22 protein-coding genes are annotated in these 22852 nt (G+C 61.4%); 6 read left to right on the top strand and 16 right to left on the bottom strand.

All coding sequences use genetic code 11. From position 1 onward, the window contains the following. Positions 1–2 precede the first annotated feature (2 nt). Entirely contained in the window at positions 3–1094 is a 1092-nt protein-coding gene (locus tag EDY99_RS07620) for an ABC transporter substrate-binding protein (RefSeq protein WP_046686943.1), read from the bottom strand. A gap of 368 nt (positions 1095–1462) precedes the next feature. Here EDY99_RS07620 and htpX point away from each other — a divergent pair, with 368 nt between their 5' ends. Further along, a complete protein-coding gene (htpX, locus tag EDY99_RS07625) occupies positions 1463–2341 on the top strand; it encodes a protease HtpX (RefSeq protein WP_033652481.1) in 879 nt (292 codons plus the stop codon). A gap of 338 nt (positions 2342–2679) precedes the next feature. Beyond that, a complete protein-coding gene (locus EDY99_RS07630) occupies positions 2680–3387 on the top strand; it encodes a hypothetical protein (protein ID WP_047576061.1) in 708 nt (235 codons plus the stop codon). 104 nt (positions 3388–3491) lie between these two features. Here the strand turns inward: EDY99_RS07630 and EDY99_RS07635 are convergent, their stop codons facing one another. Beyond that, positions 3492–4886, bottom strand: a complete 1395-nt coding sequence (locus tag EDY99_RS07635) for an MFS transporter (RefSeq protein WP_033642854.1) — start codon at positions 4884–4886, stop codon at positions 3492–3494. Between the two features lie 230 nt (positions 4887–5116). On the opposite strand from EDY99_RS07635, the gene kdgR reads away from it, so the two are divergent. Beyond that, complete coding sequence (gene kdgR / locus EDY99_RS07640; RefSeq protein ID WP_047576059.1) at positions 5117–5908, top strand: DNA-binding transcriptional regulator KdgR; 792 nt, start codon at positions 5117–5119, stop codon at positions 5906–5908. Positions 5909–5953: 45 nt separating this feature from the next. Here the strand turns inward: kdgR and EDY99_RS07645 are convergent, their stop codons facing one another. From EDY99_RS07645 to phnR, 5 genes are all read right to left on the bottom strand, one after another. Then, positions 5954–6757 carry an ABC transporter permease gene (locus EDY99_RS07645; protein ID WP_042784335.1) on the bottom strand — a complete coding sequence of 268 codons (804 nt, stop codon included), beginning with the start codon at positions 6755–6757 and terminating at the stop codon, positions 5954–5956. A 2-nt stretch (positions 6758–6759) separates the two neighbouring features. Then, positions 6760–7623 (bottom strand): 2-aminoethylphosphonate ABC transporter permease subunit, encoded by an 864-nt coding sequence (phnU, locus tag EDY99_RS07650; protein ID WP_047576055.1) that lies wholly within the window; start codon positions 7621–7623, stop codon positions 6760–6762. A gap of 1 nt (position 7624) precedes the next feature. Next, a complete protein-coding gene (phnT, locus tag EDY99_RS07655) occupies positions 7625–8749 on the bottom strand; it encodes a 2-aminoethylphosphonate ABC transport system ATP-binding subunit PhnT (protein WP_052133800.1) in 1125 nt (374 codons plus the stop codon). An 8-nt stretch (positions 8750–8757) separates the two neighbouring features. Beyond that, positions 8758–9768 (bottom strand): 2-aminoethylphosphonate ABC transporter substrate-binding protein, encoded by a 1011-nt coding sequence (locus tag EDY99_RS07660; RefSeq protein WP_047576050.1) that lies wholly within the window; start codon positions 9766–9768, stop codon positions 8758–8760. Between the two features lie 177 nt (positions 9769–9945). Then, complete coding sequence (gene phnR / locus EDY99_RS07665) at positions 9946–10665, bottom strand: phosphonate utilization transcriptional regulator PhnR (RefSeq protein ID WP_047576048.1); 720 nt, start codon at positions 10663–10665, stop codon at positions 9946–9948. Positions 10666–10820: 155 nt separating this feature from the next. On the opposite strand from phnR, the gene phnW reads away from it, so the two are divergent. Continuing rightward, positions 10821–11924, top strand: coding sequence for a 2-aminoethylphosphonate--pyruvate transaminase (phnW, locus tag EDY99_RS07670; protein WP_116286384.1), 1104 nt, complete (start codon positions 10821–10823; stop codon positions 11922–11924). Between the two features lie 9 nt (positions 11925–11933). Further along, positions 11934–12743, top strand: coding sequence for a phosphonoacetaldehyde hydrolase (phnX, locus tag EDY99_RS07675; RefSeq protein ID WP_116286383.1), 810 nt, complete (start codon positions 11934–11936; stop codon positions 12741–12743). Between the two features lie 63 nt (positions 12744–12806). Here phnX and EDY99_RS07680 read toward each other — a convergent pair whose 3' ends face one another. The 4 genes from EDY99_RS07680 to EDY99_RS07695 all read right to left on the bottom strand — a co-directional run bounded on the left by EDY99_RS07680 (position 12807) and on the right by EDY99_RS07695 (position 17365). Next, a complete protein-coding gene (locus EDY99_RS07680) occupies positions 12807–14198 on the bottom strand; it encodes an L-cystine transporter (protein WP_047576041.1) in 1392 nt (463 codons plus the stop codon). A 186-nt stretch (positions 14199–14384) separates the two neighbouring features. Then, positions 14385–14933, bottom strand: a complete 549-nt coding sequence (locus EDY99_RS07685; RefSeq protein WP_033642861.1) for a metal-dependent hydrolase — start codon at positions 14931–14933, stop codon at positions 14385–14387. Positions 14934–15354: 421 nt separating this feature from the next. Further along, the gene (gene hxpB / locus EDY99_RS07690) at positions 15355–16020 is read right to left on the bottom strand and encodes a hexitol phosphatase HxpB (RefSeq protein WP_033652469.1); all 666 of its coding nucleotides are present in this window, start codon (positions 16018–16020) and stop codon (positions 15355–15357) included. A 64-nt stretch (positions 16021–16084) separates the two neighbouring features. After that, on the bottom strand, positions 16085–17365 hold the full coding sequence (locus EDY99_RS07695; RefSeq protein ID WP_046686946.1) for an HdeD family acid-resistance protein: 1281 nt from the start codon (positions 17363–17365) through the stop codon (positions 16085–16087). A 185-nt stretch (positions 17366–17550) separates the two neighbouring features. On the opposite strand from EDY99_RS07695, the gene EDY99_RS07700 reads away from it, so the two are divergent. Continuing rightward, positions 17551–18111 (top strand): YniB family protein, encoded by a 561-nt coding sequence (locus EDY99_RS07700; protein ID WP_025302601.1) that lies wholly within the window; start codon positions 17551–17553, stop codon positions 18109–18111. A 35-nt stretch (positions 18112–18146) separates the two neighbouring features. Here EDY99_RS07700 and EDY99_RS07705 read toward each other — a convergent pair whose 3' ends face one another. The 5 genes from EDY99_RS07705 to EDY99_RS07725 form a co-directional block, all read right to left on the bottom strand. Continuing rightward, positions 18147–19016, bottom strand: coding sequence for a fructosamine kinase family protein (locus EDY99_RS07705; RefSeq protein ID WP_033642864.1), 870 nt, complete (start codon positions 19014–19016; stop codon positions 18147–18149). A gap of 240 nt (positions 19017–19256) precedes the next feature. Beyond that, a complete protein-coding gene (locus EDY99_RS07710) occupies positions 19257–20111 on the bottom strand; it encodes a metal ABC transporter permease (protein ID WP_033642865.1) in 855 nt (284 codons plus the stop codon). Continuing rightward, positions 20111–20971, bottom strand: coding sequence for an iron/manganese ABC transporter permease subunit YfeC (gene yfeC, locus EDY99_RS07715; protein ID WP_016927980.1), 861 nt, complete (start codon positions 20969–20971; stop codon positions 20111–20113). The genes EDY99_RS07710 and yfeC overlap by 1 nt, the downstream gene beginning before the upstream one ends. Beyond that, the gene (locus EDY99_RS07720; protein WP_033642866.1) at positions 20971–21861 is read right to left on the bottom strand and encodes a manganese/iron ABC transporter ATP-binding protein; all 891 of its coding nucleotides are present in this window, start codon (positions 21859–21861) and stop codon (positions 20971–20973) included. The genes yfeC and EDY99_RS07720 overlap by 1 nt, the downstream gene beginning before the upstream one ends. After that, positions 21858–22802: a metal ABC transporter substrate-binding protein gene (locus EDY99_RS07725; protein ID WP_033642867.1), complete on the bottom strand. Its 945-nt coding sequence runs from the start codon at positions 22800–22802 to the stop codon at positions 21858–21860. The genes EDY99_RS07720 and EDY99_RS07725 overlap by 4 nt, the downstream gene beginning before the upstream one ends. Between the last annotated feature and the right edge of the window lie 50 nt (positions 22803–22852).

Here is a 22852-nt window from a genome sequence, read left to right on the forward strand (position 1 = left end):
GGTTATTCTCCTTGCCAGCGTTGCAAGAAGACGCCGTCCGCCTCTATCGGCAAATATTGATGGTAGAACTGCGCCAGATTGCGCGCGGGATCAACATCGGCAAACGCGGCGGGATAGAGCGCTTTCGCCAGATACTGGACAAAGATAAAATCGTAAATCGTGCGCGCGCCGCCATGGTAAAGCGCATAAAGACGCTGATTTTTTACCGCCGGCAGTTGCGGCCATCCCGCCCGCCGGGCGTATTGCGTCAGGCGCGTCTGTAGGGGGGCTGCCTGCGTGCCGTAACCCATCGGCACGGCGTTCGGCATGTTTTCCCAGTCGCCACCGGCGAGAAAAATCACCTCGGGCCGTTGGGTCAGGACATAGTCGGCGCGCAAGGGGGAAGGGCTGCCGACGACGCCGGCGGCGATATTGTCGGCGCCGGCCAGCTGCAGCAGCGGCCCCCAGATCGATGCGCCATAGCTGCTGCCGTACTCGCCGGGGCCCTTGTCCCCCAGCTCAATGTAGGTGACCGGCGGCGGCAGCTGCGCCTGGCGGATGCGCCGCCGGGTATCCTCGAGACTTTGGCGATATTCGTCGGCCAGCCGTTCCGCTCGCTCGGCGTGGCCCATCGCCTGGCCCATTAACCGGATGCTGGCGAGCTTGACTTCAACGCCCTGATTGAAGTCGACGACGATGTAAGGAATGTTGAGCTGTTGCAGCACCGGCAGGTAGTTGGCGAAGCCGTCGAGCTGCCACTTCGCCAGGATCAGCAGGTCTGGCCGCGTGGTCAGCAGGCGTTCAAAATCGAAGCTCTGGTTATAGAGCGAACCGACATCGACCAGTTGAGCGAGCCGTGGCAGCGCCGCCTGATAGCGCGTCCATTGGCTGGCGCGCAACGCCCAGTCGCTTTTGGAGAAGGCGACGACCTGTTGATAACTCTCCGGGCCGTTCACCGCCAGAAAATCTTCGTAGTAAAAGCCGATATAGGCGCGCTGTGCGGGGGCGGCCAGGGTAACCTGGCGTCCTTCAACGTCGGTGAGGTGAATTTCAGCGTGCGCGACCTGGCAGAAAAGCAGCCACGTCGCCAGCATCCAGACGATACGCGATAACATGATTGACATCCCTTTACGATTAATTGTGATGTTATAATGTAACAATTAATCGCGAGATTCAAACTTTCATCGCCGCTGAATCAGGCGGGGTATGATGAAACGCGCTGAGCGGATATTGGCCTATAAAGCGTGAGGATAACGGTTCTCGTTGTCATGGCGTGCGGGCAAAGAAATTTTTCTGCAAAATCCCTCCGCCTTGCGCAACAATCGTTTACAATTTGCCAAATCCCGGTCGCGCGTCGTTTTTGTAAAGTTTCGTATTTTTAGTAGGTTAATGGCGCGCAACTCTTGAAACTGTGACGAATGCCCATACGATCCAGGGTATCTGGACAGTGTTTTGTTAACATTTATGAGGAAGTAAACATTTTATGATGCGTATAGCTCTGTTCCTGCTCACCAACCTGGCGGTGATGTTGGTTTTCGGGCTGGTGCTCAGCCTGACAGGAATCCAATCCAGTAGCGTTCAGGGCCTGATGATCATGGCCGGTCTGTTCGGCTTCGGCGGCGCTTTCGTGTCGTTGCTGATGTCCAAATGGATGGCGCTGCGCTCCGTGGGCGGGGAAGTGATTGAACAGCCGCGTAACGAAACCGAAAACTGGCTGCTGGAAACGGTGCGCCGTCAATCGCAGCAGGCGGGCATCGCCATGCCGCAGGTCGCTATCTACCACGCGCCGGACATCAACGCCTTCGCCACCGGCGCACGGCGCGACGCTTCGCTGGTCGCCGTCAGCACCGGCCTGCTGCAGAGCATGAGCCGCGACGAAGCGGAAGCGGTTATTGCGCACGAAATCAGCCACGTCGCCAACGGCGATATGGTGACCATGACCCTGATCCAAGGGATCGTGAACACCTTCGTCATCTTCATTTCGCGCCTGATCGCACAGGTTGCCGCCGGCTTCCTGGGCAACCGCGACGGTGAAGGGGAAGGCAACGGCAACCCGATGATTTACTTCGCCGTGTCGATGGTGCTGGAACTGGTGTTCGGCATCCTGGCGAGCATCATCACCATGTGGTTCTCGCGTCACCGCGAATTCTATGCCGACGCCGGTTCCGCCAAACTGGTGGGCCGCGAGAAGATGATCGCCGCCTTGCAGCGTCTGAAAACCAGCTATGAACCGCAGGAAGCGGGTAGCATGATGGCGTTCTGCATCAACGGCAAATCCAAGTCGTTCAGCGAGCTGTTCATGTCGCACCCGCCGCTCGACAAGCGCATCGAAGCGCTGCGCACCGGTCAGTACCTGAAGTAATCGGCTGAATGAAATGAAAAACCCCGGCTTGCCGGGGTTTTTTTATGGCATGCCTGAACCGCTTTTTCAGCGGCGGCGACGGATTCAACAATGAAATTCGGCAATGAATGGGGTGAGCGCTTCACCAAAGTTTGCGGGCGTAAATGCCGTGCAGCAGCGCCCGAAGTCCCTGAATCCCACCTGCAAACCGCGTCTTTCGGCCTCTCAGCCTGGGCTGGCGCGGTGCCAGATCACCCGGTGAGAGGGCAAGCCGCATCGGGCCCGGTCACGACCGCCTGTTTGGCTTTGGAAGCGCATGTTATATGCTTTGGCACAATGACATTTGTCCCTGAGGCCCTATGAAAATCAACCACCTTCCCTTACTCAACGGTGATGAGGTGTCGGCGCGCCTGGCCGCATTGGCTGGCGGTGTCGCCGATGCGGTTGCGGAATTGTTGAACCGGCATGATGACGATGATGAGCCACCGGTTATTCGCTGGCATTCAGGCGATCTGCGCCAGCCGGCGTTTTTCCCCGACGAGCACGACGGCCACGATTACGATTACCTGATCGTGGACGGCGATGTGATCGTGGAGGGATGCCTGGCGGTGTCACCGCAGCGAGAGGACGGCGGCATTGTCGTGCTGGGGCGGCTGCAGGCGGATACGCTGATTTGCTGGGGCGGGCTGGTCGTGCGTGACGATGTCCGCATACGCCATGCCTATTGCAGCTCAGGAAACGACGGCGCGTTCGTGGTGGGGGGAGACCTGACCGCGCTCACCCTGGTAGAAACGGGGGAGTTTATCCATGTTCATGGCGATCTCGACGCGCGATGTCTCGCTTCGTTGCAGAACTTCGTTCAGGTTGACGGAGAAACGCGCTGCGACTGCCGCATCGACAGCGCGCAGTCCGAAGATCTGATAAAGCGCATGTTCGCCCCCGGCCTGCTCAAGGCCTTCGAGGGGATGGATAACGACGGCCAACGCCTTGTTGGCTGGTATCCGGATGACGACGCCTATTTAGCCTGTTTACGACAAGGCCGCAGCCCGTTGAGGTGCGGCGACTGACGCCTGGCCTGCCATGCTCCCGGCACCGCACCCGACGCGGCCCGGCCGCCAGTGCTGGCCCCGTCGGTTTTACAATCGATGAGGGCTCGGCTCTTTTATGTGCGCTATTTCACCTCGCGGCTGGGCTGCGCCGTTTGCGTCGTCGGTTGAGTGATGCGCAGGCTGCTGACGGCCGCCGCCAGGGTGGCGAACACCCCAGCCAGGATCAGTGAAGCGTGGGTGCCGGAGGCTGGGAACAGGTTGAACATCAGCGCCACCAGGGCGGCTCCCGAGGTTTGTCCCAGCAGACGGGCAGTGCCCAGCATGCCGCTGGCGCCGCCGCTGCGGTTGCGCGGTGCGGCGGAGATGATGGTGTGGTTGTTGGGCGACTGAAACAGGCCGAAACCGGCGCCGCACAGCACCATGCGCCAGATGATGTCCATATTCGACGGCGCCGCGGGCAGCAGCGCCAGCGAGAACAGCCCGAGCGCGAACACCGCCAGCCCGATGCAGCCCAGCAGGCCGGCATGCACGCGTTCCACCAACCGGCCGGCGATCGGGGCCATCACCACGATCGCCAGCGGCCACGGCGTCAGCAGCAGCCCGGTCGCCACCTCGTCGCGGCCCAATGCGCTTTGCAAGAAGAACGGCAGCGACACCATCGCCAGCATTTGCGCGGCAAACGAGCAGATTGAGGTGCCCATCGACAGGGCGAAGATCGGAATGCGCAGCAGATCGACCGGCAGCAACGGAAATTCCTGGCGCAGCTGGCGGCGCACGAACAGCGCGCCAATCGCCAGCAGCGCGGCGATCTCGCTGAAGATCAGCGTCAGGCTCTGGCCCTGGGCGAAGCCGCTGATGGCGGTGATCAGCAGGCCGAAGGTCAGCGCGTTCAGCACGGCGCTGGTGGGATCGAAACGGCGGTTATCGCTTTTTTGGCCGTTGGCCGGCAGGAATTTCATCCCCAGCAGCAGCGCGACGATGCCGATCGGCAGGTTGATGGCGAACAGCCATTGCCAGGACGCGACCGACAGGATAGCGGCCGCCACCGTCGGCCCGGCCGCCGAGGAGCAGGCGACGATCAGCGAGTTGATGCCCATGCCGCGGCCGAGAAAACGCTGCGGGTAGATGATGCGGATCAGCGCGGTGTTGACGCTCATGATGGCGGCGGCGCCAAAGCCCTGCAGCACGCGGGCGATGGTCAGGGTGAGCAGCGAGTCGGACAGGGCGCAGAACAGTGAGGTGATGCTGAACACCAGCAATCCAGCTTGATAGATGCGGCGATAGCCGACCAGATCGCCGAGCGACGCCAGCGACAGCAAAGAGACGGTGATCGCCAGTTGATAGGCGTTAACCACCCAGATGGAACTGGCCGGACTGGCGTTGAGATCGCGCGCGATGGTGGGCAGCGCCACGTTGGCTATCGCGCCGTCGAGCACGGATACGGTAATGCCGAGGGCGATGGCGAGGATCGCCCCATAGCGTTGCGGGACGGGGAGGCCGTCGGAACAAGGACGCATGCAGGTCTCAGCGGTATTTATTCAGGAGAGTATTATCATGCTAATCATATTCGCCTGCGATTGCATGCCCCTTGTCCGCTTAATTGTAAACGGCGGTGAGCGGCAGGCGGTTATTCATTTGGCTTCAATCGCTTAGCCTTCAGCTGCGTTGCGCGTCGCGATCTGTTCCGATTATACTGAAACCCTTGTTTAAATTTCCTGAAACAAAACCGTTAAGTAGGGTATTCGCCATGGCTAACGCAGATTCAGACAAGCAACCGGATGCCGTCTCATCCGTGATGAAAGTGTTCGGCATTTTGCAGGCGCTCGGCGATGAGCGCGAGATCGGCATTACCGAACTGTCCCAGCGGGTGATGATGTCTAAAAGCACCGTCTACCGGTTTCTGCAGACCATGAAAGCGCTGGGTTACGTTTCACAGGAGGGCGAGACGGAAAAGTATGCGCTGACGCTCAAGCTGTTCGAACTGGGCGCCAAATCGTTGCAGAACGTCGATCTGATCCGCAGCGCCGACGTGCAGATGCGCGAGCTGTCGAATCATACCCGTGAAACCATCCACCTCGGCGCCCTGGACGAGGATGGCATCGTCTACATCCACAAGATCGACGCGATGTACAACCTGCGCATGTATTCGCGCATCGGCCGCCGCAACCCGCTGCACAGCACCGCCATCGGCAAGGTGCTGCTGGCCTGGCGCGAGCGGGATGAGGTGGCGCGGATCCTGTCGCAGATTGAATTTACCCGCAGCACCGAGCATACCCTGACCAGCGCCGCCGAACTGTTGCCGGTGCTGGATCGGGTGCGTGCGCAGGGATACGGCGAAGATGCCGAAGAGCAAGAAGCGGGGATCCGCTGCATCGCGGTACCGGTCTTTGACAGGTTCGGGGTGGCGATCGCCGGGCTGAGCATCTCTTTCCCGACGCTGCGCTTTTCCGAAGCGGCGCGGGAGGAGTATGTGGCGTTGCTGCACGTCGCCGCCCGACGCATTTCCGAACAGCAGGGCTATCACGACTACCCGTTCTGACCTGCGTTTCGATGAGCAAGGCGCCGCCATGACGGCGCCTTGCTGTTATTTTGCGCCGGGCGTCAGCCGCTGAGAAATCCGCTCCAGCACCAACATCAGCAACAGCGTGGCCGCCACCAGGATCATGGTCAGCGTTGCGCCATTGGCGATGCTGCCGCGATCGGTCAGACTAAAAATGGTGACCGGCAGCGTCGCCCAGCTCGGCGGGTAGATCATCATGGTCGCGCCCAGCTCCCCCATCGACAGCGACAGGCTGAGCGCGAAGGCGGAGATCATGTAGGGGGCGATCATCGGCAGGGTGACGTGGCGCAGGCGAAACAGCGGCGAAGCGCCCAGGCTGGCGGCGACGTTCTCGTAGTCGTCAGGCAGCCGGGTCAGCCCGGCCATGACGTTGCCGAAGGTAAAGGCGGAAATCAGCACGAAGTGGGCGGCGGGCACGATCAGGAAGGTGCCGTTCATCTGCAGCGGCCCCTGGCTGAACGCCACCAGCATCCCCAAACCGATAGAGACCGAAGGCACCGCGCTGGGAATGAAAAACAGCGTGCCCAGCAGCCGTCGGCCGCGTTCAGGCACGTGGCGCAGCGCCAACGCCGCCCAGGTGCCGCACAACAACGCGAACAGGCTGGCGCTGAAACCGATAGCCAGACTGGCGATCAGCGCGTCCCAGGAGGCGCCGCTGAACGCCTGGCGGAAGTGGCTGAGGGTGAAGCCGCTCGGCAGCACGCCGCTCCACTGTTCACTGAGGCTGGACATCAGGATCACCGCCAGCGGCAGGCAGAAGAACAGGGCGAACAGCGTGACCGCCAGTGTGCAGGTCAGGGTGCGTCCGGTGCGAGACCAAATCAACATCGTCAGTTCCTCAGCCCGGCGCGCGCCGCGGCGTAGCGGTAAAGGGAGAACAGCCCGAGCGACAGCGCGATATTCACGACGGCGATCGCGCAGGCGACGGCGTAGTCCGATTCCAAAATCGCTTTGGCGTAGACCATCATCGGCAGCGTGGTGACGCCCTTGGCGCCGATAAACAGCACGATGCCGAACTCATTGGTGGTCAACAACAAACACAGGCTGCCGCCGGCCAGCAAGGCCGGCAGCGCGGCCGGTAAAATCACCTGGCGCACCACCCGTCCCGGCCGGGCGCCGAGGATGCTGGCGGCCTCGAGCTGGCTACGATCGATCTGCGACAGCGCCGCCATCAGCGGGCGCATCACCAGCGGGGTAAACACGGTGATTTCCGCCAGGATCACCCCCCAGATGGAGTAAAGAAAATCCACCGGCGGCAAGGTGAAACCAAAGGTCGCCATCAGCGTGCCGTTCAGCAGGCCGGCGGAACCGTAGATGAACGTGAAGGCCAGCGTGATGAGGAAGGTCGGCATGGCGATAAAGGTATCGATCACCCGGGCGATCAGACGGCTGCCGGGGAACGGCGTGAACACCAGCAACAGCGACAGCAGGGTGCCGAGCACCAGGCAGCCCAGCGTCGCCAGCAGCGCGATCTGCAGCGTGTTGAGAAGGGCGCCGACAAAGCGGCGTGATTCGAACGCCTGCTGCAGCGCAGCGGCGCTGAACAGCCCTTGGTCGTCGGTAAATGCCTGTTTGACGATCAACGCCAGCGGGTAGAAAAACAGCGTCGCCAGCGCCAGCAGCGGCAACAGGATCCACAGGCGGCGCGACAAACGCAGCCGCTGGGCCGGGCGAGTAAGCGTAGAGTCGGTCATGTCAGTCCTCGATCAGTACCGCATCGTCGGGGGCGAAATAGAGCGGCACCCGTTCGCCGATCTGCGGCATCCGGCTGCGATGGGTGGTGACCACGCGCAGCGGGTGGCCTTGCGCGTCGAACTGCAGGTGCGTCAGTTCACCCTGCCAATGAATATCGCGTAGCGTGCCGATAAGGCAGTTGCTGCGCTGAGCGTCGGCATCGAGCGCAATATGCTGCGGCCGGATGCACAGCAGCTTGTCGAAGCCGCGTTGTGCGCCGTAGGTGAAACAGCCGATCACTTTGCCGGCGCAGCTGACGGTGGTCATGCCTTGCCCGGTGGTGGTCTCCAGCGCGGTGGCCGGCAGCAGGTTGGCGCGGCCGAGAAACTCGGCGGCGAAGCGGTTCGTCGGATGGTGGTACAACGCGCGGGTTTCGCCGTGGGCGATCAGGTGGCCGTCGCGCATGATGCCGATCTTGTCCGCCAGCGTCAGCGCTTCGCCCTGATCGTGGGTGACGTACAGGATGGTCAGATCCGGCAGCTCGCGGTGCAGGCGGGCGATCTCTTCCACCATGCTGTGGCGGATTTGCGCGTCCAGCGCCGACAGCGGTTCATCCAGCAACAGCACTTTGGGGCGCACCGCAATGGCGCGGGCGATCGCCACCCGCTGTTGCTGGCCGCCGGAAAGCTGGCTGGGATAGCGCCTGGCGTAGGCGGACATGCCGACGATGGCCAACGCTTCTTCGACGCGCTCGGCGGTCAGGCCGCGCGGCTTGCCCTGGGCGCGCAGGCCGAACGCCACATTGTCCTCGACGCGCATATGCGGAAACAGCGCATAGTTCTGCACCACCATGCCCAGGCCGCGTTCATAGGGCGGCACGTCGGTGACATCGATATCGCCGATGGCGATGCGTCCGGCGGACGGCTGCACGAAACCGGCAATCGCTCGCAGTACGGTGGTTTTGCCCGAGCCGGAGGGGCCGATCAGCGCCAGCACTTCGCCGGGCGCGATGGTGAGCGTCAGGGGTTTCAGCACTTCGGTGCCGCGGTACGACACGCTGACGCGGTCGAGCTGAATGCCCGACGGCCCGGCGATGTCCTGGCTGTTATCCCGCGCCTCGGCGCGGGAAGCGAGAAGGGAATGCATGGTCAGCGTCATTCTGTCACCTTGTGCCAGCGGGAAATGTCGGCGGGCAGGCTGCTCACCACCTGATTCCAGTCCGGCGCCCAGATATCCACGCCCTGCAGCGCAGCCTGCGACTGCCTGAAGTTATCGTCGGCCGGGGTCACGTCTTTACGCACCGGCATGCCGTAGGAAATGGCGCTGACGCTGCTCTGCGCCTCTTTGCTCAGCAGGAAATCGATCAGCTTTTTGCCGTTGGCGCTTTGCGGCGCGCCTTGCACCAGGCCGATGTAGTAAGGCAGCACCAGCGTGCTGCGCTTGCCGTCCGGCCCGGCCGGCCAGAACACCTTCACGTTCGGGTTGCTGCGCATCTGCGCCAGGTTCATCTGCAGATCGCCGTTGGCCACCAGCAGCTCCCCTTTATTGACCAGCGCGGTCAGCTTGCCGGTGGAGGCGGAAGGGCCGACGTTGTTGCTTTGCAGCTTGCCGAGGTAGTCGAAACCGGCGTCTTTGCCGCCGAAGCTGTGGAACGCTTGCAGCATCACCGCAGTGCCGTCGCCCGCCTGGCCCGGCGTGGAGTACTGCAGCTTATTGCGGAACTGCGCGTCCAGCAGCTGTTGGTAGCTGGCGGGCGCCTGCGGCAGCAGTTTGGCGTTATAGATGAAGCTCAGGTAGTTGTTCACCAGCGGCACGAACTGCGGCTGGGCGTTGGCGATCTGCGCGGCCGCCTGCGGGGTAAAGTCCTGCAGCAGTTTTTCCGCCGCCGCGCGTTGAATGAACGGCGGCAGCGTCACGAGCACGTCGGCCTGCGGGTTGCTGCGCTCTTTCGACAGGCGTTCCACGATGGCGCCGGAGCCACCTTCGACGTACTGCACCTTGACGCCGGTCGCCTGGGTGAAGGCGTCGAACTGCGTTTGATACCAGCTGTGATCGCCGTCGTGCAAACCATCGGCGGAGTAGACGGTCACCACCGCCTCGGCGGCCCAGAGCGGCGCGGAGCCGAGTGCGATGGCGGTCATCACGACCAGTCGAGAAAGTTTCATAGCTTCAGCCTCACTGTTACGGGTTAATGCGAAACTGGTATACACCAGATATGCGGCCACGCTAATCGGCGAATATGACAAACAAATGAAATCAGCAAAATATCATTGCCGGAAACGGGGAGGACGACGCGGGAGAGAAAGGCGGGCCTGCGTGCGCAGGCCCCGTTGGGCAGGGGGTTAAAGCGTATCGACTTCGATGCGCAGGCTGTCGTGGCGCCAGTATTCGATATCGAAATCGAGAATGCGGCCGTGCTGATCGTAATTCAAGCGGCGCAGCAGCAACGCGGGCAGGCCGACCATGGCACCCAGCGCGTTGGCGGCGCGATAAGGCAGGGCAGTCGGGTAGAACGACAGGTGCATGTTGCTGTAAATCAAATCGTAATGCTGCTGATAAACCTCGGTCAGGCTGCCGTTGAGATCGTGGCTGAGCAGTTCCGGCACCCGCTGCGGCAGGCAGTGGTTTTCGCAATAGCAGATGGCGCGGCCGTCGGCGTAACGCACGCGGCGTAGCAGATACACCTGATCGAACGGTTCGAGCGCCAGCGGCTGCATCACGTCGAGCGGCACCGTGGTTTTTTCGCCGGACAGCAGCGCGGTGCGCGGCGCGCGCCCCTGCTCCTGGCAGAGGCGGTGGAAGTTGGTGTTCTGCGTCGGGTCCAGCCACAGCCGCTCCGGCGTGACGAACCAACCGCGGCGATCGGCGCGGTAGATGGCGCCGGTGGCCTCCAACTGCGCCAGGCTCTCGCGAATGGTAACGCGGGTGGTGGAGAAGATGGCGCACAGCTCGCGCTCCGAAGGCAGCTTGTCGCCCGCCTGCAGCGCGCCGCGGGTGATACGCGCCTGAAGCTGATCCTTGATCTGCAGGTAGTGGGGCATATCGCCCTGATGTTCTTTCATTTCATCTCGCTATGGCATCGGCCCGACATTCCGGCACGCGCTTATTATACATAGCCAGATGAATTTTTTGTTTCACCGCGCTTTGTCGTTTGACCGGGGAAGGAATTTGCCGCCACAATGATTGCAATCTGGTATAGACCAAATAGGTGAATAACATGTCCGATCGTAACTACCTGCTGTTGACCCCCGGCCCATTGACCACGTCGAAAACGGTAAAAGAGGCGATGCTGTTTGACAGCTGCACCTGGGATGAAGATTACAACCTCGGCGTGGTGCAGCGCATCCGCCAGCAGTTGGTGGCGCTGGCGACGCCGTCCGCCGGTTACACCTCGGTGTTGCTGCAGGGCAGCGGCAGCTTTGCGGTGGAAGGCGTGCTGGGCACGGTCATCGGCCCGCAGGACAAGCTGCTGATCGTCAACAACGGCGCCTACGGGGCACGGATGATCGAAATGGCGCGGCTGATGGATATCGACCACCACGCTTTCGACTGCGGCGAGGTCAATGAGCCGGACGTGGCGGTGATGGAGGCGGTGCTGAAAAGCGATGCGCGCATCAGCCATATCGCCATGGTGCACTGCGAAACCACCACCGGCATGCTCAACCCGCTGCAGAAAGTCGCCGGCCTGGCGGCGCGCAACGGCAAGACCTTTATCGTCGACGCCATGAGCAGCTTCGGCGGCATTCCGCTGGATGTGGACGCGCTGGGCATCGATTTTCTGATCAGCTCCGCCAACAAATGCATTCAGGGCGTGCCGGGCTTCGCTTTCGTCATCGCCCGCCGCAGCGAACTGGAGAAATGCGCCGGCCGTTCGCGCTCGCTGTCACTGGATTTGTATGCCCAGTGGCGCTGTATGGAAGACCAGGCCGGCAAATGGCGCTTTACGTCGCCCACTCACACCGTACTGGCCTTCGCGCAGGCGCTGAAAGAGCTGGAACAAGAGGGCGGCATTGCCGCGCGTCACGACCGCTATCACGCCAATCAGCGTCGGCTGGTGGCGGGCATGCGTGAACTGGGCTTTGAGACCCTGCTGGACGATGCGCTGCATTCGCCGATCATCACGGCGTTCTATTCGCCGAAGGCCGACACTTACCGCTTCGCCGAGTTTTATCAGCGCCTGAAGCAGCAGGGCTTCGTGATTTATCCCGGCAAAGTGTCGCAGAGCGACTGCTTCCGCATCGGCAACATCGGCGAAATTTATCCGCAGGATATCGAACGTTTGCTGGCGGCCGTCGGGCAGGCGATGTACTGGAATCAATAAGGATTGACCATGAAACAGATCAAGGCAGTGATCCTCGACTGGGCCGGCACCACGGTGGACTTCGGCTCCTTTGCGCCGACGCAGATTTTCGTCGAGGCGTTCAAACGCACTTTCGATATCGACATCAGCCTGGCGGAAGCGCGCATTCCGATGGGGCTCGGCAAATGGCAACACATCGAGGCGCTGGGCAAGTTGCCGGCGGTTGACGCGCGCTGGCGGCAGAAGCTGGGCCGCTCGATGAGCCACCAGGATATCGACGCGCTGTATCAAGCGTTTATGCCGCTGCAAATCGCCAAAGTGGTCGACTTCGCCGATCCCATCGAGGGCGTGCCGCAGGTGATTGCCGCTCTGCGTGAACAGGGCATCAAAATCGGCTCCTGCTCCGGTTATCCGCGCGCGGTGATGGCGGTGCTGGCGCCTGCCGCAGCGCAGCGCGGCTACGCGCCGGATTACTGGGTCGCCACCGACGATCTCGCGGCCGGCGGGCGACCGGGGCCGTGGATGGCGTTGCAAAACGTGATTGCGCTGGGCATCGATGCGGTGACGCATTGCGTGAAGGTGGATGACGCGGTGCCGGGCATTGCCGAAGGGCTGAACGCCGGGATGTGGAGCGTCGGGCTGGCGCTGTCCGGCAACGAGTTTGGCGCGACCTGGCAGGAGTATCGCCAAATGCCGCAAGGGGAGATCGAGCGCCGCCGCACGGCCGCCGCCGACAAGCTGTACGCGGCGGGCGCGCACTATGTGATAGATACGCTGGCGCAATTGCCGGGTGTGATCGCCGATATCAACCGGCGGCTGGCGAACGGCGAGCGGCCGTAACGACCGAACGCAGGGCATAAAAAAACCGGGGATCATCCCCGGTTTTTTCGTTCGCGGAAGGCGTTAACGGTGAGCCAATTCGACTTCGTCTTCGCTGTCCATCACGGCTTTATCGGTTTGCTTCATCAGTTGGCTGGTGATGGTGCCCGCCGCCATGGAACCGTTGACGTTCAGCGCGGTACGGCCCATGTCGATCAGCGGTTCGACCGAGATCAGCAGCGCGACCAGCGTCACCGGCAGGCCCATCGCCGGCAGCACGATCAGCGCGGCGAAGGTGGCGCCGCCGCCCACGCCCGCCACACCGGCGGAGCTGAGGGTGACGATGCCGACCAGGGTGGCGATCCACACCGGATCCAGCGGGTTGATGCCGACGGTCGGCGCAACCATCACCGCCAGCATCGCCGGGTAGAGGCCCGCACAGCCGTTCTGGCCGATGGTGGCGCCGAACGACGCCGAGAAGCTGGCGATGGATTCCGGCACGCCCAGGCGGCGAGTCTGCGCTTCCACGTTCAATGGAATGCTGGCGGCGCTCGAGCGGCTGGTGAAGGCGAAGGTGATTACCGGCCACACCTTGCGGAAGAACTTCATCGGGTTCACGCCGGTGAAGGCCAGCAGGATGGCGTGTACCACGAACATGATGGCGAGACCGATATAGGAGGCCACCACGAAGCTGCCGAGCTTGACGATGTCATGAATGTTGGAGCCGGCGACCACTTTGGTCATCAGCGCCAGCACGCCGTACGGCGTCAGCTTCATGACCAGACGCACCAGCTTCATCACCCAGGCCTGCAGGGTATCGATAGCCACCAGCACGCGCTCGCCTTTCGGCTTGTCGTCTTTCAGCAGCTGCAGCGCCGCCACGCCGAGGAAGGTGGCGAAAATCACCACGCTGATGATTGAGGTCGGGCTGGCGCCGGTCAGATCGGCGAACGGGTTTTTCGGGATGAACGACAGCACCATCTGCGGCACGGTCAGATCGGCCAGTTTGCCTACGTAGTTGGTCTGGATCGCCGTCAGGCGCGCGCTTTCCTGCGCCCCCTGCACCAGGCCTTCGGCGGTCAGGCCGAACAGGTTGGTGACCAGCACGCCCACCAGCGCCGAGATCAGCGTGGTGAACAGCAATGTGCCGATAGTCAGAACGCTGATTTTGCCCAGCGAAGAGGCGTTATGCAATTTGGCGACCGCGCTCAGGATAGAGGCGAAGACCAGCGGCATGACGATCATTTGCAGCAGTTGCACATAGCCGTTGCCGACGATGTTGAACCAACTGATGGATTCTTTCAGTACCGGGTTGTCGGCGCCGTACACCAGCTGCAGCCCCAGACCGAACACCACGCCGACCACCAGGCCGACCAGCACTTTTTTCGCCAGGCTCCATTGCTTGTGGCGGGTTTGCGCCAGCAGCAAAAGGAGCGCGACAAACACCAGCACGTTAATCACGAGCGGAAGATTCATCCCCAATATCTCCAATAATCTTTCTTATATAAAAACGACTACGCACCATTAGGTGTGTCGCGATGTAAATATCGTAACAGTTTGCCGAGGGGCCTACTTATATCCAAATGGAATTTAATATAGCTTTTTGTGTGACTTTGTTCGTTTTATATACACATGGGTGATGGGTTGAGCGATTTTTTGTGATCAGAGTCTAATATTTCTGATTTGCTCTACGTAGGATTGCACCGGGAGGGTGAAATCACCTTGCCAGCAGATGGCAAACGCCACCAGGCAGAGGCACAGCACGCGCTCCAACTGATTGCCTTTTTGCGAGTTGAGCAGCGGCAGGCGAAAACGCCAGCGGCACGGCCACAGCAGCGGTACGCCGGCGGGCGTGAGCATGTCGGCCAGCAGATGGCTGAAGTAACCGATGATCATGGCGTGCAGCGCGTCGGCCGGGATCGGCCAACTGCGCGGCACATCAAGCTGAAACAGCGCCATGCCGCCGGCGATCGCCAGCAGGCTGTGGGTGAAACCGCGGTGGCCGAAGGCGCGGGCGATGGGAATGGCGATCCAGCGCAGACGCTGGCCCAGCACCGACTTGGGGTGATCTATGTCCGGCAGCAGTGAGGTCAGCAGCGCGGCGGGTATGATGTGCCACCAGTCGCCGGTAGCCAGCTCTGGCGTCACTTCCGCCTTCTTGGCGAAGATCGCGCAAGCGACAGAGAATATAAGGTGTCCTTCCGCGGTCATGCTGTTGCGATTCCGACTGGTAAACTGTTAATTTATCCAGTATATGGGAAAATTCCCAGTAGTGGAAGCAGTTACCCTGTAACCAATTGTTTATTTTCCCCTGTTTTACAACGGCTTGTTACGGCAATGGGTAACAAAGCATCGATTTTGACGGGCGAGAACAAAAAGCGGGCGATGGGGGACGTATGGCGGTGAGAAAAAAGACGGTTGCTCGGCGTGTGGCGGGAGGAAGCGGCGGCCTTGAACCGCGCTGCGTGGCAGTGACAACGCGCCGCGGGCCGTCGCTTTCCCTGCCATGCAGCATAATGAGAACGTCATGCCAATTCAATAAAATGAAACGGTGTTTCGTTTATTTTGCGGTGCGGATCCCTTTTATGACGCAGAGCGGCAAACCCAGGGCGCCGATGGCCGGCGTCGCAGGTCAGGCAAAGTGGGCGGGGGTGAGCTGTTCCAGGGTGTCCAGCTTGTGGTCCGCCAGCGCCCAGCGCGGATCGTGACGGTATTCGGCTGCCGGGATCACGATGGAACGCATGCGTGCGGCCTTGGTGGCGATCATGCCGTTAAACGAGTCTTCCAGCGTGATGCAGCGCAGCGGATCGCTGCCCAGGCGTTCGGCGGCGATCAGGTAGACCTCCGGGTGCGGCTTGCTGTACGGCAGGTATTCGGCGGAAACCAGCTGATCGAAGTAATCCTCAAGCTCGAACATCTTCAGCACCTGCCGTTGCATGTGCAGCGGCGAGGCGGAGGCGAGACCGATGTTCAGCCCCTGGCGGCGGCACAGCTCCAGCGCCTGCTGAACGCCCGGCAGCAGCGGGCGCGTCTCGTGCACCAGCTCGATGGCGCGCTCGATAATCCGCGCCGACACCTCATCAAGCGAAACCCCTTGCCACGGCATCGCCTGATACCACATCTTCACCACCAGATCGATGCGCAGCCCCAGCGTGTCCGGCAGCTTGTGACGGTCGGACAGATCCAAACCCAGCGCGCCGAAGATATCCAACTCAGCCTGCAGCCACAGCGGTTCCGAGTCGATCAACAAGCCGTCCATATCAAAAATTGCGGTTTCAATGCGTTGCGAATAAGCCATTAACGGTTAACTCCTGCCGGCGCGGGTGAATGTGCCCGACACTTTATCATCGCCGGTGACGAGACTAAAACCTTTGCCTGCGCGTTTGGCTTTTGCCAAAACGCAGGATATTCCACACCTCGCGCAATTTTAGCCACCAGCGCTGGTGTTGACGCTCGGTGACCTGTTGCAACATGCGTGCGTAGTCCAGCACCAAACCCGGCGTCCAGGTCATGCTTTCGCCGCGGCTGCGCAGTACCGCCAGCATCCACAGGTTGGGATCGAGCACCAGCAACAGAAAGCGGCGCCACAGATGTTTATCGCCCAGCACGCCTTCCAACGCGCTGTCGAGCGCGCCGATGACCGTGGTGGAGCAGTTGCGCCGGGTCAGATTGTAGGTGGCGTCCTGCCGATAACGCAGCCAGAATGCGCGCAGCGCCGCCGGGTTATAGCGGTAGAATTGAATTTTCTTGTCCGGGGGGCACCAGGCGGCGATCTCGCCCGCCAGGTCGGGCAGGAAACGCCCGTCGACGTTGTTCTGTTCGCCGGCATGCAACAACTGGCGGAAATCCTGAACGGAATGGCTGATGTCGTTGAGCGGGTAGTGACTGATATACACATCCGGCGCGAGCGCCAGGGCGGCGTGACCGGTGGAGATATTGCCGCCGCCGTCGACCGCCGCGATGTATCGGTCGACGATGTAACGCCGGCGCGGATCTTTAGCCGCACCAATCGGTGTCCAGACATACACCGTGAGCGGCGCAGTCTCATCCTCCGGGTGCGGTGGCTGCCGCGCGGGGTGCTGATTCAGAGAGAAGCTTGTCAGTCTCCGGGCGATACGCAATAAGGCCCAGCCGGAAAGCACCATCATCACGCCGAGGCAAAAGGGCACCGTCATCCGATGCGGCGCCGGCCAGCCGACAAAAATCATCAACGAAAGCAGGATCTCGCCGCTGCCCGCCAGCGCCACGCCTTTCCATCGACTGTGTTGAATCACCGTGGAGGAGGCGATGCGCACGGCGCCGTCAAGCAGCAGCGCGCTGCCAAACACCACGGTGGCGACGATGTTATCGTCTGCGGGCACGTCCAGCATTAAAAAGGCCATAAAGACAAAACCCAATCCTTTCAGCAGCACCGGCCTGCTGGCCGAAGAGCCGATCACCAGCGCGGCGGATACCGCCACCAACCCCTCCAGCGCCAGGATGACCGCCAGCGCATCCAGCGCCAGCACCGACCGGCCATCCTGCAGGATGTCGAACAGCATCAGCGCCCCTGCGGCTATCCACAGCCAACCGAACAGCACCAGCAGACGGCGCTGACCGTGCAGCGCCTGCGCGCCCAGCAATAAGATAATCAGTCGAATCATGGCGGCCTCTGCCCGAATGGATAACGTTATCTCTTCAATGATAGTGTGCCGGCGCGGTTAAGTTTTTGATTTCGACTAATTCGGCTAAGCTTGTAGCACAGCGGGAGTGAAGAAAACGGTGGGCGAGTTTCGCCAACAGCAGGTAGACTTAGCCGATTCGGTTACGTCGCTAACAAGGGGAACACATGACGTATCAACAGGCCGGGCGTCTCGCCATTTTGAAACGCATTCTCGGATGGGTGGTTTTTATCCCGGCGTTGCTGTCGACGCTGATTTCCGTGCTGGGTTTTATCTATCAGCACAGTGAAAAAACCAAGGGCATCAACGCGGTGATGCTGGATTTCGTCCACGTGATGGTGGACATGGTGCGTTTCAACACGCCGTTCCTGAACCTTTTCTGGTACAACTCACCGGTGCCCGACGTGGATAAAAGCCTGTTCAGCGGCGCCAATCTGATGTTCATCATCATCTATATTCTGATCTTCGTCGGGCTGGCGCTGCAGGCTTCCGGCGCGCGCATGTCGCGTCAGGTCAAGTTCATCCGCGAAGGGTTGGAAGACCAGATGATCCTGGAGCAGGCCAAGGGCAGCGAAGGGCACACGCGCCAACAGCTTGAGGAGCGCATTACGCTGCCGCACCACACCATCTTCCTGCAGTACTTCCCGCTGTACATCCTGCCGATCGTGATTGCGGTGATCGCCTGGTTCGTGATCCGCCTGTTGGGGCAGTTGGCCGGCGCGGCCTGAACCATGAACGGGGCGCCGCTCGGCGCCCCGGAACGTTATGACGCTTCGGGCTGCAACAGCGCCTCCACCGCGCGTTGGGCAGCCACCAAATGCTGGCCGCCGAACAGATTGCTGCGGTTGAGCAGGTAGTACAGCTGATACAGCGGCTGGCGTTCGATAAATCCGGCCCCCAGCGGCCACACGCTCTGATAGCCGTCGTAGATCTGCGGCGGCAGCTCCGGATACAGCGGCAGCATCGCCAAATCGCACTCTCTGTCGCCCCAGTAGCTGGCCGGATCGAACAGTATCGGCCCGTTGGCGGTCATCGCGCAGTTGCCCGGCCACAGGTTGCCGTGCAGCAGGGAAGGCTGCGGCTGGTGGTGCTGCAAGCGCAGATACACCCGATCGACGATGTCGTCGATGTCGCCGAAGGTCATGCCTTTTTCCGCCGCCAGCTGCAGCTGCCAGCCGATGCGCTGCTCGGCGAAGAATTCCGACCAGCGGCGTTGCCAGGCGTTGGGTTGCGGGGTGGTGGTCAGATCGCTGTCGAAGTCGAGACCGAACTGCGGTTGCTCGCTCCACTGGTGCAGATGCGCCAGTTGTTGCCCCAGGCAGTAGGCGCCATGGGCGTCGAGGGGTTTCAACTGCTGATACTCCAGCAGCAGGAAGCTGTAGTCGCGATCGCTGCCGACGCCGTACACTTCCGGCACCCGCACGCTTTTGCTGCGCGCCAGCAGCGCCAGCTGATCGGCCTCGGCGGTGAATATCGGCAGTTGTTCACGGGCGTCGCATTTCACGAACACCTCGTTGTCACCGTAACTCACGCGCCACGCCGGGTGAATGTCGCCCCCGGGCAGTTCAATCCTTTCGCGTATCTCTGCGCTGCCAAGATGTTCACTTAACAGACGGCTAACGGCTTGCCACATGGTATTTCCCCCTCTGTGCTGCCTGATAATTCATTAGGTTAGCGTCTTTCCCGTGGTGAAAACACGACGCGGCGCACAGCCGGCGTCAAAGGCGGCGATTTTTTCAGCATCCCGCCAGCTCACAGTATATACCCTATTGATTAATTTAAGCGCAATACCGGTTGCAACTTGATGACAACGGATAAGGGGGCAGAGGAAACAGGATGCGGCGGAGAGCGCCGCCGCATCAGAGGAGGGCGTTTAACTGTCGCCCAGGGCGGTTTGGTTACGCTGTAACGGACGCAGTTTACCGTACAGTAAGGCGATAACGAACAGCACGGCCTGTACAATGACGATGCAGGGCCCGGTTGCGCCGTCGATGTGGAAACTGATCAGCGTGCCGAGCACGCAAGAGAACACCGACACCACCGTCGCCACCATCAGCATGCGATCGAAGCGGCGGCACAGCATAAAGGCGATGATGCCGGGGGCGATCAGCATGGCGATCACCAGGATCACCCCCACAGCCTGCAGCGAGGCGACGATGGTCATCGCCAGCAGACACAGCAGCCCGTAGTGCAGCAGCTTGACCGGCAGGCCAATCACCCGCGCATGGTGCGGATCGAAACAGTAGAGCATGAAGTCTTTGCGTTTAAGCAACACCACCGCCAGGGTGAAGCCGGCGATCAGCAGGGTTTGCTTCAGCTCGCCGTCGGTGATGCCCAGCATGTTGCCGAACAGAATGTGGCTCAGGTGCTGGTCGGTGTCGATGCGCGAGAACAGCACCAGGCCGAAGGCGAACATGCCGGAGAAAACGATGCCCATCACCGTGTCTTCTTTCACCCGGCTGTTCTCTTTCAGGTAGCCGGTGGCCACCGCGCAGAAGATGCCGGAGAGGAAGGCGCCGATCGCCAGCGGAATGCCGATGACGAACGCCACTACGATGCCGGGCAAGACGGCGTGCGAGATGGCGTCGCCCATCAGCGACCAGCCCTTGAGCACCAGATAGCAGGAGAGCACGGCGCATACCACGCCGGTGACGATGGCGGCGACGATCGCCCGCTGCATGAACGGGTAGGCGAAGGGTTCGCTGAGCAGTTGGTAGAGCGTGTCCATCAGCGGCCTCCGGTTGGTGACTGTGCTACGCGACGTTTTGCCGCCAGCAGGCCGTGTTTCGGCGCGAAGCAGAACGCCGCCAGGAACACCAGCGTTTGCAGGGTGACGATCACCCCGCCGGTGGCGCCGTCGAGGAAGAAACTCAGGTAGGCGCCGATGCCGCTGGTCAATGCGCCGATGATGATGGCGATGATCACCAGCCGGCTGAAGCGGTCGGTCAGCAGATAGGCGGTGGCGCCCGGCGTGATCACCATGGCGATCACCAAAATGGCGCCGACGGTTTGCAGTGCGGCGACGGTGCAGGCGCTGAGCAGGGTGAAGAACAGGATCTTCAGCTTCAGCGGCGACAGGCCGATCGACACCGCGTGGCTTTCGTCAAAGAACACCGCCAGCAGATCTTTCCACACCAGGCACAGGATCAGCAGCGAAACGCCGATGATGATTTCCACCTGCAGCACGTCTTCGTCGGCGATGCCGAGGATATTGCCGAAGATGATCGACTGTACGTTGACCGAGGTGGGGTTGAGCGACACGATCAGCAGGCCGACGGCAAAGAAGGTGGAGAAGATAAAGCCGATGATGGCGTCTTCGCGCAGCCGGGTGATGTGGCGCACCAGCGTCATCGCCAGCGCCGCCAGCATGCCGGTGAAGAAGGCGCCGGCGGCGTAGGGCAGGCCGAGGGCATAGGCGCCGGCCACGCCGGGCACCACCGAGTGCGACAGCGCATCGCCCATCAGCGACCACCCTTTCAGCATCAGGTAGGCGGACAGAAACGCGCAGGCGGCGCCGACGATGGCGCTGACCCAGATGGCCTTCACCATGTAGTTATAACTGAAAGGTTGCAGCAGAAGGTCCAGCATCAGGATTGTTTCTCCCTGGCCTGACTGTTGGCAGGCGGATCGCTCTTGGTGTGGCCATAGAACACCGCCGGGCGTTCATCGTCGGTCAACACCGTGACGGTGCGCGGATCGTTGTCGTCGTGCAGATCCGGGCCGGAGAGGTTGATATGGCGCAGCACGCCGCCGAACGCCAGCTCCAGATTGCTCTGGGTGAAGGTGGTTTCGGTCGGGCCGGCGGCCAACACCGTGCGGTTGATGAGGATCACTCGATCGCAGAACTCCGGCACGCTGCCGAGGTTATGGGTGGAAACCAGGATCAGATGCCCCTCGTCGCGCAGCGAGCGCAGCAGATCGATAATGGCATTCTCGGTTTTCACATCCACGCCGGTGAAAGGCTCATCCAGCAGCAGCACCGTGCCCTGCTGCGCCAGGGCGCGCGCCAGAAACACGCGCTTTTTCTGACCGCCGGAGAGTTCGCCGATCTGCCGGCCGCGCAGCTCGCTGAGGCCGACGCGCTCCAGCGCCTTGTCGACCCGCAAGCGATCCTCGCGCGACGGAATGCGCAGGAAATTCATCTTGCCGTAGCGGCCCATCATCACCACGTCTTCCACCAGCACCGGGAAGTTCCAGTCGACGTCTTCGGTTTGCGGCACGTAGGCGATCAGGTTCTTTTTCAGCGCGTCCGCTACCGGTTTGTCGCTCAGCGACACCCGGCCGCTGGTGGGCTTGACCAGCCCCATGATGCTTTTGAACAGCGTCGATTTACCGCTGCCGTTAACGCCCACCAGCGCGCAGATAGAACCGCCGCTCAGGGTAAAACTGGCGTTATGAATGGCGGTGTGCCCGTTGTTGTAGGTCACGGTGACGTCGTCCACGCTCAATTCAGGGCGGACAAACAGCTCATGGGTCATTGATCGAATCCTTTGGCGATGGTTTGCACGGTGGTGTTAAGCAGATCGATATAGGTCGGCACCGGGCCATCGCGGGTGGACAGCGAGTCCACGTACAACACGCCGCCGTATTTGGCGCCGGTCTCTTTCGCCACCTGTCTGGCCGGCTTGTCGGAAATGGTGCTCTCGCTGAACACCACCGGAATATGATGGGCGCGCACCGCGTCGATCACCCGGCGGACCTGTTGCGGCGAGCCTTGCTCATCGGCGTTGATCGGCCACAGATAGACTTCTTTCAGCTGATAGTCCTGCGCCAGGTAGCTGAAGGCGCCTTCACTGGTCACCAGCCAACGCTGCGCGGCCGGAATGCGCGCCAGGCGTTCGCGCAGCGGGGCGTCCAGCGCGCCGATTTTCTCTGCGTAGGCCTTGGCGTTGCGGTTGTAGGTTTCCGCATTGGCCGGATCGTGCGCCACCAGCGCTTTGCGGATGTTTTCGATATATACCAGCGCGTTGCTCGGTGACATCCAGGCATGCGGGTTCGGGTTGCCGTTATAGGGCCCTTCACGGATCGGCAGCGGGGTGATGCCTTCGGTCACGACCGCCGCCGGCACCTGCTTGATGTTCTCGAAGAAGCGCTGGAACCAGCGTTCCAGGTTCATGCCGTTCCACAGGATCAGGTCGGCGTGCTGCGCTTTGACGATATCGCGCGGGGTGGGCTGGTAATCGTGGATCTCGGCGCCCGGTTTGGTGATGGATTCCACGACGGCGGCGTCACCCGCCACGTTCTGGGCGATATCCTGAATGATGGTGAAAGTGGTCACCACGCGCAGCTTTTTTTCTGCCAGCGCGGGTTGGCTGACCAGAGCGGCGCCGAGCAGCAAACAGGCGAGCGTGAAGGGGCGTAACAGTGCGGCAGCGCGGGGAGGGCGACTGCGACGAAAAGCGCAAGTTATCAATGGCATGATGACGTCTCCTGGTTCAAATGAAAATGATTATCAATATCAATTGAAGC

It is taken from the genome of Serratia sp. LS-1, from assembly GCF_003719595.1.
Taxonomy (GTDB): Bacteria; Pseudomonadota; Gammaproteobacteria; order Enterobacterales; family Enterobacteriaceae; genus Serratia; species Serratia ureilytica.